This window comes from Pseudomonadota bacterium (assembly GCA_022361155.1).
Taxonomy (GTDB): domain Bacteria; phylum Myxococcota_A; class Polyangia; order Polyangiales; family JAKSBK01; genus JAKSBK01.
This window is the reverse complement of sequence record JAKSBK010000257.1, coordinates 15,830-30,504: the sequence shown is the minus strand read 5'-3', so window position 1 is coordinate 30,504 and position 14,675 is coordinate 15,830. Positions and strand designations below refer to the sequence as shown.

The window sequence follows — 14,675 nt, the reverse complement described above, 5'->3', positions numbered from 1 at the left end:
GCCAGGATCTGGCCGTGCACGTACTGAGCGGCGTCCGAGGCGAGAAAGACCGCGGCGCCGATGCAGTCCTCCGGGCTGCCCCAGCGTCCGGCCGGTATGCGTTCCAGAATCTGCCTGGAGCGCACGGGGTCGCTGCGCAGCGCCTGCGTGTTGTCGGTGGCGATGTAGCCGGGGGCGATGGCGTTGACGTTGATGCCGTGCGGTGCCCACTCGTTGGCCAGAGCCTTGGTGAGCTGAGCGATCGCACCCTTGGACGCGGCATAACCCGGCACCGTGATGCCGCCCTGGAAGCTGAGCAGCGATGCCGTGAAGATGATCTTGCCGCTGCCACGCTCGATCATCTTGGCTCCAATCTCGCGGCTCAACACAAAGGGAGCGTTGAGGTTGATTTCGATGACCCTGTCCCACAGGTCGTCGCCGTGCTGGGCAGCTGGCTTGCGCTCGATGGTGCCGGCATTGTTGACCAGGATGTGGGGCGTGCCGTGCTCGGTCAGGACTTGATGGGCGAATTCCGTGGTGGCCGCGCGGCTGGAGAAATCGCACTGGTAGGCGCTGAATTTGCAGCCAATGCCTGTCACGATGCGCTCGGCCTCGGAACCGGCAACTTGAAGCGATGCCGACACGCCAATGATGTCCGCACCTGCTTGCGCCAGCCCCTTGGCCATGGCCAGCCCGATGCCGCGTTTGCAGCCGGTGACGAGTGCGGTTTTCCCCATGAGATCAAAAGCTTTCATTTCGGACGCTCACTCCTTGCTCGAGTCGCTCGTTGCTCGAGTCGCTCGTTGCTCGAGTCGCTCATTGTTCGACAAGCGTTGGCAACCACAGCGAAACGCTGGGAACGTACGTGATGACCAGCAATACGAGGATCATCGCGCCGTAAAAGGGCAGCATCTGCTGCGACACCCCTCCGATGGGCACCTTGCCCACGCTGCAGCCGACAAAGAGGCAGGTTCCCACGGGGGGGGTACACAGGCCGATCGAAAGGTTGGTGATCATCACGATGCCGAAGTGGATCGGGTCGAGTCCGATGTCCATGGCGACTGGCAGAAAGATAGGCGTGAAGATGAGGATGGCGGGTGTGATATCCATGAAGGTGCCGACCAGCAGCAGCACGACATTGATGATCAACAGGATGACAATGGGATCGTCAGACAACGCGAGCAGCGAGGAACTGACCAGCTGCGGCACCTGCTCCTTGGTCAAGAGCTGACTCATGGCAGAGCTCGCGGCCACGAGAAACAGAACGACGCCCGTCGTGCAGGCAGAGCGGGCAACGATGGCGGGAAGCTCCTTGAGCGCGAGCTCGCGATACAGGCCGCAGGTCATCAACAGCACCCAGACCACGGCTACGGCCGAAGCCTCGGTGGGAGTGAACCAACCGGCGAAGATGCCGCCGAGCACCACGACTACAAGCAACAACGACGGGAACGCCCCCAAGATCGCAGGCAGCAGGGCGGGCAGCTGGCCATCTGCGCTCTGCCCGTAGCCCTGCTTGCGGCACACGATTACGCAGACGAACATCAGGGCCAGGCCGAGCAGGACTCCCGGGAGCACTCCGGCAAGGAACAGCAGGGATACCGATACGCCGGAGGCCACGACTGCGTACACGATCATCACGTTGCTGGGCGGGATCAACAGGCCCGTGATCGAGCCAGCGGTCGTGACGGCCACCGTGAAGTCTTTGCCATAACCCTTGGCATGCATCTCCGGGATCAAGCTGCCGCCGATCGACGACACGGCGGCGGCGGCGGACCCGGAAATGGATCCGAAGAGCATGCTGGTGAGCGTGTTGATCAACGAAAGCCCTCCCGGCACGCGACCCACCAGGGCGGTGGCCAGCGTGATCAGGCGCCTGGCCAGCCCGCCGGAGCTCATCAAGTCGCCCGCCAGGATGAAAAGCGGAATCGCCAGCAGCGAGAACGAATCGACTCCATTGAGCATGTTGCTCGCGATGTTCTGCAGTACGTTGAGCTCGCCGAGGGAGATCCCCGCCAGAAGGGTGCCGATGCCGACGGCAAACGCGATGGGTACCTTGAGCAGCAGCAGGCAGACAAAGGCGACGATGAGGATGGTCAGAAACATGGGTCTAGTCCCGCTTCTGACCGAGGTGGCCGACGGCGGCCAGGCCCATCAGCACGCCGGCCACGGGCATGCTGAGATAGAACCAGGCGCGGGAAATCCCCAGCGCCGGCATGGTTTGCCCCATTTCCGCCCGTCCCTGCACCAGCTGTGCGCCGCCGTAGATCAACACACCCACGGCGAAGCACAGAACGCAGACGTGACCGATGACAAGCGCGCCCCGACGTGCCGCAGGTTGGAACCCGTTCACGACGATGTCGAGGCCCAGGTGGTTGAGCTCGGCATAGGCCAGGGCTCCGCCCAACATCACGGTCCAGCCCAACAAGAAACGCGACAACTCGCTGGCCCAGGCAGCGCCAAGCTCCAGCTTGGTATCGACGATAACCAGAAGCACCACCAGCAGCAGAGCGCTCAGGCTGCCGGCGCACAGGAAACGGAGGCTTGTAGTGATCGCGCGCTGCATGGGACTCGGGCCCTCACGTGCGAGGAAGGGACTTGATGCGGTCTCGAAGAGCCTTGACTTCATCGTCCAGCAGGGCCTCGCCGGCCCGTCCGGCAACGGCTTCGAATGCCTGTGGGTCCGGCCGGTGGATGGTCACACCGTGTTTCTGCATTTCTGCGACGGAGGCGTCCGATTCCTGCTGCCAGAGCTGGCGCTGGTAGCGACTCGATTCGCGGGCGGCGGTCAAGACCCAACTTTGTTCCTGCTCGCCAAGCCGATCCCACAGCATGCTCGAAATCTGCAGCACGTCCGGGATACGCGAGTGGTGATCGAAGGTGAAGTGCTTGCAGACCTCGTAGTGGCGCTGGGTGACAAAGGTTGGCGGGTTGTTTTCCGCACCGTTGATGTTGCCGCGCTGCAGCGCGCTGTAGATCTCGCCTGACGCCATGGGCTTCGCGATGGCCTGAAACTTGCCCATCATGTCGATCGCCACCGGGTCTTCCATGACGCGGATGACCCGGCCGCGCAGGTCCGAGGGCTCTTCGATCGGCTGCACACTGTAGAAGTTGCGACTGCCCGCATCGTAAAAGCACAGGCCACGGAAGCCCGACGGCTTCCCCGAGCCGCGGTCGGAGAGCTTGGCCAGCAGCTGCTGGCCGATGGCGCCATCCAGCACCTGCCAGTAGTGTTCGCGGTCGCGGAACAAGTAGGGCAGCGAAAAGAGCTTCATGCGCGGCACGAAGTTGGCCACCGGCGCGGCGCTCGTCTTGGCGATGTCGAGCGTGCCGGACTGCAGTTTCTCCAAGTACTCGGTCTCACTGCCGAGTTGTCCGCTGGGGAAGATGGCGCAGTTGATCTGGCCGCCGGAGAGCTCCTTGAGCCGTTGTGCGAAGCGCTCGATGCCGCGGTGTACCGGGTGGCTGGTTGGCAGCGAGTGAGCGATCTTCAGGTCGCGTCCGAGCACGCTAGCCTCGCCAGCCTCGCCGAGCTGCTTTCTGCCGATGAAGGCGAACAGTGCGGTCGCCGCGAGCGCGCCAACCAACAGGCCAAGAATGAAGTCGCTCCTCTTCATGCGTCAATTCCTGCACCAGCGATGTGGGGACCCCGGGTCAGTTCCGCTATCGGCGTTTCGCCGGCCCGTTCGGGGAAGGAAACTCCGACGACCAAGACGGACTTCGGGTTGCCGTTTTTCCGCCGGCGCCGAGGTACGCATCATGCGCGGGCCGGTCCGCTCAGCGAAGTCCCGGGATCGCGCAGCCGTCCATGTCGTCGAAGCGCTGGTTCTCACCGCCCATACCCCAGACAAAGGCATACGGAGCCGTGCCCACGCCGCAGTGCAGCGACCAGGAGGGCGAGAGCGCAACTTGCTTTTCTCCCACCCACAGCGTGCGGGTCTCGTGGGCTTCCCCCATGAAGTGAGCCACCGCGTGGCCGTCGGCGATATCGAAATAGCAGTAGATTTCGGAGCGGCGGTCGTGAGTGTGCGGTGGCATCGTGTTCCAGACGCTCCCCGGTAGTAGCTCGGTGAAGCCCATCACTAGCTGGCAGGAGCGGATGCCGTTCTCGTGGATGAACTGATACAGGCGACGCTCGCTGGCTTGCTCTTGGCTGCCGAGCTCGATCTTGTTGGCGTCTTCGAGCCTGCCATGGGCGGTTGGATGCACGGCGTGTGCCGGGTAGCTGAGCAGGTAGAAGCCTGCGGGCGCTTGCGCGCGCTCGGAGCTGAAACCGATGTCCTTCGAGCCACGACCAATGTAGAGGCACTCGCGGTTGGCCATCCTGTAGGCAGCGCCGTCCACGGTAACCGAGCCCGCCTGGCCCAGATTGATGACCCCAAGCTCGCGGCGCTCGCAGAAGTAATCGGCCCGGAGCCGATCGCCTGCCTCCAGGGCAAGCGTCTCCCCGGTCGGCACGGCCGAACCGACGACGGCGCGGTCGAGATCGGTGTAGACGAGCTGGAGCTCGCCCGGCTTGAAGAGGTCCTCCAGCAGGTAGGAATCCCTGAGGTCAGCGGCTCGCAGCTTCGGATACGAATCGGGACGGGATGTGCTGTGCGTTCGCATGGTTTCCTTGTGGCCTTCTGGTTGGTTCGCTAGGGATCGTGGGACAGCTCGACCGCCTCGCGGACGAGTCTGCCGATCTCGTCGAAGCTCCCCTCATCGACCAGCCGCGCGGGAGCCATCCATGAGCCGCCGCAGGCAACGACGTTGGGTAGCGCCAGGTACTCCAGCAGATTTCCCGGGTGGATGCCACCCGTGGGCACCAGGCCCATCTGTGGATAGACGCTGCCCAGGGCGCCAAGCAGCTTGACGCCTCCCAGCGCTTCGGCAGGGAAGAACTTGACCAGCTCGAGCCCGAGCGCCATGGCACGCGCGATCTCCGAGGGGGTTGCGATGCCTGGGACGACGGGCACGTTCGCCGACTGTGCATATGCGATCACATCCTCGTGCAGCGCGGGGCTCACAAGGAAACCAGCCCCTGCCTTTACCGCGGCTTCGGCCTGTTTGGCGTTCAGCACGGTGCCAGCGCCCACGCGCAGGCCCCCGAGCTCGTGCAGCGCCGCGATCACCTCGACCGCTGCCGGGGTACGCAGGGTCACCTCGGCCAATGCAAGCCCGTTATCCATCAGGGCTTGGCCCAGCGGCGCCGCTCTGGCGGCATCGCGGACTACGAGCACGGGGATCACCCTGGCGTCGAACACAGGAGCCATGTTTTCAGCGTCCGTCTGCACGGGTTGTTGTGTGGCGGTTGCTAATCGACCCTGATTGGATGGCGCGTTTCGTGATTCATGCGAAAAAGCCGATTCTCGAACGCGGCTGCATCCGGTGCGTCGACCTTCTGCCACACGGCGCCCGCGCGGTAGCGCACGGGCCGAGCCAGATCCCGTGCCAGGACCTTGAGCAAGTGACCGTCCTTTCTCTCATAAGACTCGTGTGCGGAGTCATCGTTGAGGATGAACGTGCCGATATGACCGTGCTCTCGGGCCATGATGTTGTCCCAGTAGCCCAGGAAGCCGCCGCCGAACGCGGCCGCCTTGTGCTTTGGATCGCGCAGCGCGAGCCCGGCGACGGGTCGAATACCCGTGGCATCGCCCACCACCTTGAAACGGGATTGCACTTCAAAGTGGTGTTCACCGGTCGTCATCGTGATGGTGCGCACCTCGCTGACCGTAGCCTGGTCGATCTTCAGGGGCGGGTACCTCAGCTCGAACTTCAAGCGCAGCGGGCCGTTCTCCAACACTCGGGACTTCGCAAAGACCGGGCTGGTTACGAGCCGGCCGTCCGCTGACAGGTACCCGAGTCCACCGCAACCCAGGGTATCGCCCACTTTGTAGCCGTCGAGACCTGTGCCGTGGTCGCTGTGGTAGTGGGCCGAGCCCTTCCGATACCATTCGTTGACGATCGGTGTACGCACCGACTTGGTCCACACATCGATGCCACCGCGCGCCGATTCCCTTGCGAGCGCGGGGCCATAGGCCCGATAAGCGATGCGGTCGTTTTCCCAGGCGAAATCGTCCTTGCGTTCCGGTACGAAGCGGGCCGTCATCTGGTTCGGGCGGAACCTCGGTTTGTGCTTGCCGAACGCACACAGCTGAAACCGGCGCCTTTCCTTCGGTGCCAGGTCCGCCCGGAACAGGAGCGCATCGGGGCTTCCGTTTCGATCCCGGTCGATCACCTGGGTCGGCACGAAGTAACCTCGAACGGCGTCGCGCACGCCCACGTTCCTGGCACCGGCTTTGGGCAACTTGCTCCGCACCAGTTCCCAATCGACTTGCACGACTTCGTTCAGGCGCACCTGCTCGCTCGGGTTGCTGGCCGTCAGCGTCGCGATCGTGCTGCCTGACAGGATCAGGTGCTTGTGCAGCTCGTGACCAGCCTGCAGAAACCCGCCCACGCCGTAGGGGGCCGTTTCATCGAACGTGGCGCTGTCCGGCTTGTCCGCGATCTTCTGGACGAAGCCAAGCTTGCCGTCAGGGTGGACGCTCTTGACCAGTCGCTGCCAGCCCTTGAGCGCAGCGGGCTTGTACTCTGCCTCCGGAAGGATCCCGTTGTTGATGCCCCACAGAAAACCGTAGGTAAAGAAGGCCGTACCCGACGACTCCGGTGCGCCCGCGGCGTCCGGATTCAGCAGGGAGGAGCGCCAGGAACCGTCGGGCTGCTGCAGGCTCTTCAGCTTGGCAGCCATCTCCAGGAAGAGCTTCACGTATCTCGGGCGTGCCGCGTAGTCCTCGGGCATGTGCTGAAGCACGTGGCAAAGCCCGGCGAATACCCAACCGTTGCCTCGAGACCAGAAGACCTTCTCCCCGTTTGCCTCCTTCTGGCCGAAATACCTCGAGTCGCGCCAGTACAGTGAAGACTCGCGGTCGTAGAGGTAGTCGGTGGTCTTCCAGAAGAGTCGATCCATGACGTCGAGGAAGCGTCGATCGCCGGTTGCGGCGTGCAGGGCGGCCAGCGTGGGGGGTACCATGTACAGGCTGTCGCACCAGGCCCATTCGCGCTCGTGAATCTGGTTCACCCACAGCAACGATTCATCATGCGGGCGTGACACGAATGCCTGCAGCACGTCGCGCGTCGGCCCGAGCTGCCGTCGAAGCTCGTCGCGCAGGTAGTGCCATAGGTGCAGCTGGCCCACCACGTGGTCGTCGCCCATCCCGCGCCGTGGCCCCAGCCGGTGTCCGAGATTCTCGGAAACCTTTTTCAAGGCATCGAGGTACTTGTCGTCACCGGTCGAGTGGGCGTGCGCCAGCAATCCGGTCCACAGCGCTCCTTCGGTCCAGTCCCAATGAGGACGCCCGGATGGGTGCGCCAGCTGCCAGTCCGCGACCGCGCTGGTTACCTTCAGAATGCTGTTCGTGTCCACCGAGGCAGAGAAACCGGAGCGCTCCCGCCGCGTGGCACCTCCGCTGCCGGCCAGCCAAAAAACGGCAGCGAGACACAGGCCAATCGCGACAAGAAAGAGATGCCGATCCGCCCGCATGGTACGAAAGGCTAGTATAATGGGCTACACATGAATAGTAGATTCTTGCCACGAGCAGCCGAGAACGACGCGCGAACCGGTAAAAACGCGACACCGGCGTCAAGGCGCTCCGGGACGACAGCAGTCAGCATGCACCAGCTGCGTCATGCCGATGTCGGTCCCTTTGTTCGGTTGTTCGGTATGGTCAGCGACCTGCGCTGCGTGATCAAGGACGCGCAGCATCGCTACGTGTACGTCAACGACGCATGGCTTCGATGTTTCGGCTACGCCGATGCGAGCGAGGTCCTGGGCCGCACGGCCCTCGAGCTCTTTCCGAAATGGAGAGCCAGCCGGTACATCGAAGAGGAGAAGCAGATCCTCGAGCAGGGCATCCTGTTCGACTACGAGGAGCTGTCGTTGAACTCGGACGGCACGCCCGAACGCTGGCGCACGATCAAGGCGCCCTGGATGCGTGGCGGCGAAATCCGTGGGGTGACGAATGTCAGCGTGTACATAGCTTCCCCGCGATCGTTGGAGAGCCGCACTGACGAGATTCCGGAAATCGTTGTCGAGTTTGCGCGGCGCGCATGCGAAGGGGCTACCATTTCGGACATTGCTGCCGAATTCGGCATGTCGAGACGCACGTTCGAGCGGCGTTTTCGCAGGGCCATGCAAGAGACGCCCCAGCAGTTCCGCATGCGCTGCAAGATAGCCAAAGCGAAGCAACTGCTGAGCTCGACCCAGCCGCTGGCTGCCGTCGCGAGGGTGTGCGGGTTCAGCGACCAGAGCCACTTCGCCAAGAACTTCACGAAGCACGTCGGCGTGAGCCCAAGCAAATTCCGGAAGGCGGTTTCCGAGTCCGGCGGCTCGAATATCCTGGCCGTCCACCGCCACACGAACGCGATGGTCTGGCCTGACACCCCCTAGTACCGCTTGCCAGGGATTATGATGGATTCCCGCCGGCTCCGACGGCCGCCGGCGGTGTTGCACCTCCTCGACACCGGAATCGGTATCGGCTGTCCGTCTCGGAATCCGACCTCCGTCTCGGAATCGCACCCGGGCTCGGTCGCGCGCCGGGACCTCCCCCTCAACTGGGGCCTCTCTCCGCCGTTCCCAGTCCGAGGCACCGACTCAACGAGAGCGGGCCCCTGGCGGCGACCAGATGAAACGTATTCTCTTCGTGGACGATGAACCCAACGTGCTGTCGGGTCTGCGGCGCATGTTGCGGGTGTACAGGAAGGAATGGGACATGAGCTTCGCTGGCGGGGGCGAGGCAGCCCTCGCGCAGTTGGATTCGGGGCACTTCGATGTGCTGGTCACCGACATGCGCATGCCTGGTGTCAACGGCGCTGAGCTGCTTGCCCAGGCACAGCAGCGGTGGCCCGAGGTGGTGCGCATCGTGCTTTCTGGGCACACCGAGCTGGAGGCGGCTCTGCGAGCGGTCCCAGTCGCGCACCAGTTCCTGGTCAAGCCGTGCAATCCGGAGGTGCTCAAGCAGGCCATCGAGCGCGCGTGCGACCTGCACGTGCTGCTCAGGCGTGAGGAGATTCGGCGCGCGGTAAGCAAGGTGGGCAGTCTGCCCAGCGTGCCTCGCGTACACATGGCAGTGACCAAGGCCCTGGCGGAGCCTGACGTGGACATCGGCAAGGTGGCCCAGCTCATCGAGCAGGACGCTGCCATGAGCGCCAAGACCCTGCAGTTGGTCAACTCCGCATTCTTCGGCCTGCCTAGACGGGTTGCCAGGGTTGCGGAGGCCGCCTCGCTGTTGGGTACCAACATGCTCAAAAACTTGGTCCTGAGCATCGATGTGTTCCGCTGCTTCAACACCTCGGACAAGGCGGCGCTCGCGGTCATGGAAGCGCAGCAAGAACACGCGCTGATGGCAGCATGCATCGCGATGCGCATCGTCAGCGATCGACGTGCTTCCGAGGACGCCTACATGTCCGCGCTATTGCACGACGTGGGCAAACTCGTCATGCTTGCCCAGTTGCCGGCGGAGTTCCGCATTATCAGCGAGCGGGCGCAAGCGGAAGGCCGCGAGCCACACGAGATCGAGCGCGAGGTGCTCGGGGCTCCTCACGCCCATATCGGCGCATATCTGCTGGGGGTGTGGGGCCTGCCCTACACGATCGTCGAGGCCGTCGCGCATCATCATGAGCCCGATGCCGCACCCGGCGAAGAGTTCGGCGTGTTGGGAGCAGTGCACGTGGCCGACGTGCTTGCGCACGAGGTTTCCAGTCGCGAGGATCCAACCGGACCCAGCTTCGACTACGAATACCTGGAGCGTGTAGGCGTCGTAGCGAGACTCTCCGAGTGGAGCGAGCTGGCACAAGGCCTTACTTCCGCGGTGGCCAAGGCGGTTTTGAGATGACATCACACGACAAACCACGAGTCTTGTGCGTGGACGACGAGCCGAATGTGCTCGACGGGCTGCGGAGGCAGCTGCGACGCGGTTTTGCGCTTACGACTGCGATCGGAGCTCCCGAAGGCCTTGCGATCATGGAGCGCGAGCAGCCCTTTTCGGTAGTGGTCTCCGATCTACGCATGCCGCGCATGGACGGCATCGAATTCCTGCGTCGCGTGCGCACGCTGCAGCCCGATACCGTCCGCATATTGCTGACCGGAAATGCGGACCTGAAAGCTGCGATCGGTGCAGTCAACCAGGGCGCGATCTTCCGCTTCTTGAGCAAGCCCTGCCCTTCCGATCTACTCACGCAGGCTGTGAAAGCCGCGTGCGAACAGTATCGCCTGGTCACAGCGGAGCGCGTCTTGCTCGAACAGACCCTGCGAGGGAGCGTCGATGCGCTTACCGAAGTGTTGTCCCTGGCAAGTCCGGAGGCCTTCGGTCGTGCGTCGCGACTCAAGCAATGGGCCACTACTTTGTGCAAGCACTTAAGTCTCGGGGACACGTGGTTCATCGAGGTCGCTGCGATGCTCTCGCAAATCGGGTCCGTGGTCCTGCCGCCCGACACGGCTAGCAAGCTCTACCACGGTGCAGAGTTGAGCGACGCCGAAGAGGCAATGGTCAAGCGCATGCCCGCGGTTGCCGAGCGCCTCTTGGGCTCGATTCCGAGGCTGGAGCCCGTGGGTGAGATCCTCGCCGCGCAGCACGCGCGCTTCGACGGCGCCGGTGGCGGCGGGCCGCGGGGCGAGAGCATTCCCCTTGGCGCGCGGCTGCTCAAGGTAGTCAGCGACATGGATACGCTGGAAGCCCGTGGCCTCGACGTGGCAACCGCCTTTCAGATGCTGGATGGTCGAGAGGGCCACTACGATCCGAAACTCTTGGCGCTGCTCAAGGAGCTACGCGGCCACAAAGGCCAGAGGCCGGCGATTCAGGAGCTTCCGCTTTCACAGGTGCGACCGGATATGATCTTCGTGGAGGACGTAAGGGCCAAGACGGGCGTGCTCTTGGTGGCCCGTGGTCAACGCGCCACTCCGGAGCTTCTGGAACGCCTGTACAACTTCGTTCCTAGAATCGGTGTGCGCGAGCCGATTCGCTGTCGCGAGCCCCGGAACTCGACCCCCGTAGCCGCAGCCTGAGCCGGATCGTTTGCGTCCCGGTGACGAGGTTCAGGCGCACGGCACGAGCAACCGCCTCCGCAGCTTCGGGCCCGCAGCAACGCCGCGCAAGGGCGGACACCCGAAGCAGGGACCGCCCGTCGACTACTCCGGTGGAAAGAGCCGCCCGATGTCGAGCGTGATCGCGTCGAAGGGCGGCACGGCGACGCTATCGCCGTCGCCCCACCCGCCGAGCCTGAACCAGCCCCCGTCGCGCAGCTGAAACGCTTCTACGATCCTCTCGTCGACGTCTATGATCCAGTAGAACGCGACGTGGCTGGCTGCATACAGGTTCGCCTTGCGCACCCGGTCGTGCTTGGCGTTCGACGGCGAAAGCACTTCGCAGACCCAGTCCGGCACGACGTCGATCGGCCGTTGCTCCCACGGCTGTGCCAGCCGCTCCCGGCGCCAGCCAGCCATGTCCGGGCGTACGATCTCGTGCTTCGAAAGCCGCACGTCCACGTCCGGGATGATCCACCAGCCACCGGGGCCTCCATGCCCGTGGTCGTCGTCGAACGGGCGTCCGACAAAGCTACCGACTGCGCGCGTCACGCGGTTGTGGCGAGGCAGCGGCGAGGGCTGAGTGATGATCTCACCGGCGAACACTTCGGCTCGCTCCTCCTCGGGCAGCGCCAGAAGGTCCTCGTAGGTCGCGAGCTTGCGTGCGGGTTGCACGACTCCACTATGGCACGAATGATTGCACGAGTCCCGAAGGCGTCGCGTCAAAATAACATCGCCACCTCGCTTTCGATCCATCCCGCCCGGCAGTGTTGCGCCGCCTTCGAATACAGGGAGTATTCGCGCGACGGCGCGCCTTGCTGGCCGGCCGCCTCGAAGCCGCTGGCGGCATTATTCTGACCCGACACCGAAGAGAACGGACGCGCCGGAACTGGCGTACGGCGGCAACACCGCCGCGTGCATCGGGCCGGTCGGGTAGCGATCTCCTGAGAGCCGCCTTACCGTGCGGCGCCCCCGCCCACGCCTCGTGCCCCACAGAAGCGATACCCGACCCCGCGCAGTGTCTCGATGTGAGTTCCGGACTTGCCGAGCTTTTGGCGAAGGCGGTTCATATGCGTGTCCACCGTTCGGGTGGCCATCTCCCCTGGTACGTGCCAGACCTCCTGGAGCAGCTGCTTTCGCGTCTGCACCTGCTCTTTGTGGGAGAGCAGCGTCCTGAGCAGCCGGAATTCGAGCGCCGTGAGCACGATCTCTTCGCCGTCGACCCAGACGCGATGGCTTGCTGGATCCAATCTGAGGCCATCCGCGCGGAGCTGGCCCAAGCCCTTGACAGGAGCCGAGCCGCGCCTGAGAACGGCGCGCACGCGCAGCATGAGCTCTCGCATGCTGAAGGGTCTCACGACGTAATCGTCCGCGCCGACCTCGAAGCCCAAAATGCGATCGACCTCATCGCCCCGAGGAGCGAGCACGATGATCGGGACGTTGTGCGTTGCCGGCTCCTGGCGAATGCGCCTGCAGACTTCGATTCCCGGAATGTCGGGTAGCCGCAGCCCGAGCAGCACCAGATCGGGCACGGGTGAGCCGAGGGTCAGCTCGATTCCCCTGACGCCTGTGGATGCCACGCGTGCTGCGAAGCCCTCACGATTCAGGTGGTCCTGCAGCTTGCGCGCAAGGTCGGCCTCATCCTCGATGGTCAGGACAAGTCCCAGCATGGGCCGAACAGCTTTCGCGCTCCAAGCCGCAGCCGTGTGACATCCGGGTCACAACAGCGCGAACTCCAGGGATTCTCGTCGCTAGCTGCTTTCGTCACCTTTTGGGTGATCGAATCGGGGCCAGCCGGCGCGCCGCTGTCACATGGAGTTTTCCGAACCGCCTCGGATCCGCCATCTCGGACCAGCAAATAGCTGCACGCGGGAGTGTGCCGGCGCGTCCTGCGCTTGGGGACACGAGCGAGCGAGGAGACCCAGATGGACAGGATTTTCGTACGATCGAGGGCGCCAGGGCTTGTCGATTCAGGCACGACAGCAAAGAAGCTCGGTTCGAATCTCCGGGCCGTTGCACTGGTACTTGCGCTCTCGGCCTGCGGCGACGACGCGATGGACATGCCCGGCGGCGGTGCGGGCAGCGGCGAAGCGGGCACGGGCGATGCCGGCATGGCCGGGGCTGACGCCGGGGGCGCCGGCGGTGGGGCAGGTGCCGGCGCAGCCACGGGCTGCCCCCCCCATCCCAGCGTGAGCATGCAAGGCAGCGCCTGCGTGATCAGCGGCGACGTGATGGAAGATCTCACGCTCACACCCGACAAGAACTGGCTCCTCAAAGGTGGCGTATTCATTGGCAAGGACTTGGGCGCGGATCCCACCAGCCCCAGCGCCAACGGAAAGGCGGTGACCCTTACCGTCAGACCTGGGACGACGCTCTTCGGGGACACCAGGGCGTTTTTGGCGATCACGCGCGGATCCAAGATCAGGGCGGAAGGCAGCAAGGACTCCCCGATCGTGATGACCTCGGCTCAGCCCGACGGCATGCGCAAGGTGGGTGACTGGGGTGGACTGATTATCAACGGCCGGGCACCGCTGAACGTCGGGCTGGAGGTTCCCGGTGAGGGCAACACAGGCCTGTATGGGGGGATGGACGAAGCCGACGACAGCGGCTCGCTCAGGTACGTGCGGGTGGAGTTCGCGGGCGATCTCATCAGCCCCGAAAACGAGCTCAACGGCATCGCTTTTCAGGGAGTCGGGTCCGGCACCGAGGTCGACTACGTTCAGGTGCACCGCAATGCCGACGATGGCGTGGAGTTCTTCGGTGGCACCGTCAACGTCAAGCACATCGTGCTCTCCGGCATCGAAGACGATTCGCTCGATTGGACCGACGGCTGGACGGGTAAGGCGCAGTTCGTGGTTGCGCAACAGTGGAGCGGCGTGGGGGACAACGGCATCGAGGCCGACAACGACAGCGATAACAACAAATCGACGCCGTATTCCAACCCCGTCCTGTCCAACATCACGCTGATCGGCGTCCCGGATTCCAGCTCTTCCGACCTCGGCATCCTGCTGCGCGAAGGCACCAAGGGGCAGATTCACAATGCCCTGGTGCTCGGCTTCAACGAGTCCTGTCTCTCCCTGGATGACCTCGAGACGCTGGCTCACGCCAAGGCCGGCTCCCTTGCCATCAAGAACAGCGTGCTGAGCTGCAGCACGAACTTCAAGGAGCCCATGAAGGAGAACGCCACGACAATGAAGAAGGAGCCCATCGACCCCGCCAATCCGAAGCCCACCCAGGACTTGTTCACCAAGACGGGATCGGGCAATCAGGCGGTGTCCGACGCCAACTCCGTCCTTGTGGATGCGTTCAATACCGCTACTCCCGACTTCACGCCGAAAACCGGATCGGTGGTGCAAGTGGGTGGCGTGAAGCCGTCCGGCGGCTTTTTTGACTCGGTCGATTACATCGGGGCCTTCGGCGGCGAGGATTGGACCCAGGGCTGGACAGCCTTCCCGAAGAACTGACGGGACTCGGGGCGGGCGGCGTGTTTCGACCTGCTTGCGCCTGCTTCGGAGCGCCGCGAGCCTGAGCAGCGACGCCGTTGCCCACGGGACGGATCCGCCGGGCGCAGGAAAGGCGTGCCCCAGGCGGGTAACGGGCCCGGGCGACGTCGAGGCCGGCGGCAGGTCACCGTGTGTTG

The 14,675-nt window shown here is 64.1% G+C and carries 13 protein-coding genes; 4 read left to right on the top strand and 9 right to left on the bottom strand.

Annotation, left to right across the window (positions count from 1 at the left end):
- The 7 genes from MJD61_09645 to MJD61_09615 form a co-directional block, all read right to left on the bottom strand.
- On the bottom strand, positions 1-734 hold a 734-nt coding region (locus MJD61_09645; GenBank protein MCG8555533.1), incomplete at its 3' end, for an SDR family oxidoreductase.
- 61 nt (positions 735-795) lie between these two features.
- A complete protein-coding gene (locus MJD61_09640) occupies positions 796-2,082 on the bottom strand; it encodes a TRAP transporter large permease (GenBank protein ID MCG8555532.1) in 1,287 nt (428 codons plus the stop codon).
- Positions 2,083-2,086: 4 nt separating this feature from the next.
- Positions 2,087-2,542: a TRAP transporter small permease gene (locus tag MJD61_09635; protein MCG8555531.1), complete on the bottom strand. Its 456-nt coding sequence runs from the start codon at positions 2,540-2,542 to the stop codon at positions 2,087-2,089.
- A 13-nt stretch (positions 2,543-2,555) separates the two neighbouring features.
- The gene (locus tag MJD61_09630; GenBank protein MCG8555530.1) at positions 2,556-3,593 is read right to left on the bottom strand and encodes a TRAP transporter substrate-binding protein; all 1,038 of its coding nucleotides are present in this window, start codon (positions 3,591-3,593) and stop codon (positions 2,556-2,558) included.
- Between the two features lie 160 nt (positions 3,594-3,753).
- On the bottom strand, positions 3,754-4,584 hold the full coding sequence (gene kduI / locus MJD61_09625; protein ID MCG8555529.1) for a 5-dehydro-4-deoxy-D-glucuronate isomerase: 831 nt from the start codon (positions 4,582-4,584) through the stop codon (positions 3,754-3,756).
- Positions 4,585-4,613: 29 nt separating this feature from the next.
- Positions 4,614-5,252, bottom strand: coding sequence for a bifunctional 4-hydroxy-2-oxoglutarate aldolase/2-dehydro-3-deoxy-phosphogluconate aldolase (gene eda, locus MJD61_09620; protein MCG8555528.1), 639 nt, complete (start codon positions 5,250-5,252; stop codon positions 4,614-4,616).
- Between the two features lie 20 nt (positions 5,253-5,272).
- Positions 5,273-7,498 (bottom strand): glycoside hydrolase family 88 protein, encoded by a 2,226-nt coding sequence (locus MJD61_09615; GenBank protein ID MCG8555527.1) that lies wholly within the window; start codon positions 7,496-7,498, stop codon positions 5,273-5,275.
- A 129-nt stretch (positions 7,499-7,627) separates the two neighbouring features.
- On the opposite strand from MJD61_09615, the gene MJD61_09610 reads away from it, so the two are divergent.
- From MJD61_09610 to MJD61_09600, 3 genes are all read left to right on the top strand, one after another.
- Complete coding sequence (locus tag MJD61_09610; protein MCG8555526.1) at positions 7,628-8,404, top strand: helix-turn-helix domain-containing protein; 777 nt, start codon at positions 7,628-7,630, stop codon at positions 8,402-8,404.
- A gap of 235 nt (positions 8,405-8,639) precedes the next feature.
- Positions 8,640-9,848 (top strand): response regulator, encoded by a 1,209-nt coding sequence (locus tag MJD61_09605; protein ID MCG8555525.1) that lies wholly within the window; start codon positions 8,640-8,642, stop codon positions 9,846-9,848.
- Positions 9,845-11,017 (top strand): response regulator, encoded by a 1,173-nt coding sequence (locus MJD61_09600; GenBank protein MCG8555524.1) that lies wholly within the window; start codon positions 9,845-9,847, stop codon positions 11,015-11,017. The genes MJD61_09605 and MJD61_09600 overlap by 4 nt, the downstream gene beginning before the upstream one ends.
- Positions 11,018-11,140: 123 nt before the next feature.
- Here MJD61_09600 and MJD61_09595 read toward each other — a convergent pair whose 3' ends face one another.
- Together MJD61_09595 and MJD61_09590 are read right to left on the bottom strand one after the other, a co-directional pair.
- Positions 11,141-11,710, bottom strand: coding sequence for a Uma2 family endonuclease (locus MJD61_09595; GenBank protein MCG8555523.1), 570 nt, complete (start codon positions 11,708-11,710; stop codon positions 11,141-11,143).
- A gap of 281 nt (positions 11,711-11,991) precedes the next feature.
- Entirely contained in the window at positions 11,992-12,702 is a 711-nt protein-coding gene (locus MJD61_09590) for a response regulator transcription factor (protein MCG8555522.1), read from the bottom strand.
- Positions 12,703-12,960: 258 nt separating this feature from the next.
- Here MJD61_09590 and MJD61_09585 point away from each other — a divergent pair, with 258 nt between their 5' ends.
- The gene (locus MJD61_09585; GenBank protein MCG8555521.1) at positions 12,961-14,499 is read left to right on the top strand and encodes a hypothetical protein; all 1,539 of its coding nucleotides are present in this window, start codon (positions 12,961-12,963) and stop codon (positions 14,497-14,499) included.
- Positions 14,500-14,675 lie beyond the last annotated feature (176 nt).

Bases quoted from the DNA above. Each gene is read 5' to 3' on its own strand.
- MJD61_09640 (MCG8555532.1), bottom strand. From the start codon at position 2,082: ATGTTTCTGACCATCCTCATCGTCGCCTTTGTCTGCCTGCTGCTGCTC.
- MJD61_09635 (MCG8555531.1), bottom strand. From the start codon at position 2,542: ATGCAGCGCGCGATCACTACAAGCCTCCGTTTCCTGTGCGCCGGCAGC.
- MJD61_09630 (MCG8555530.1), bottom strand. From the start codon at position 3,593: ATGAAGAGGAGCGACTTCATTCTTGGCCTGTTGGTTGGCGCGCTCGCG.
- kduI (MCG8555529.1), bottom strand. From the start codon at position 4,584: ATGCGAACGCACAGCACATCCCGTCCCGATTCGTATCCGAAGCTGCGA.
- MJD61_09615 (MCG8555527.1), bottom strand. From the start codon at position 7,498: ATGCGGGCGGATCGGCATCTCTTTCTTGTCGCGATTGGCCTGTGTCTC.
- MJD61_09610 (MCG8555526.1), top strand. From the start codon at position 7,628: ATGCACCAGCTGCGTCATGCCGATGTCGGTCCCTTTGTTCGGTTGTTC.
- MJD61_09605 (MCG8555525.1), top strand. From the start codon at position 8,640: ATGAAACGTATTCTCTTCGTGGACGATGAACCCAACGTGCTGTCGGGT.
- MJD61_09600 (MCG8555524.1), top strand. From the start codon at position 9,845: ATGACATCACACGACAAACCACGAGTCTTGTGCGTGGACGACGAGCCG.
- MJD61_09585 (MCG8555521.1), top strand. From the start codon at position 12,961: ATGGACAGGATTTTCGTACGATCGAGGGCGCCAGGGCTTGTCGATTCA.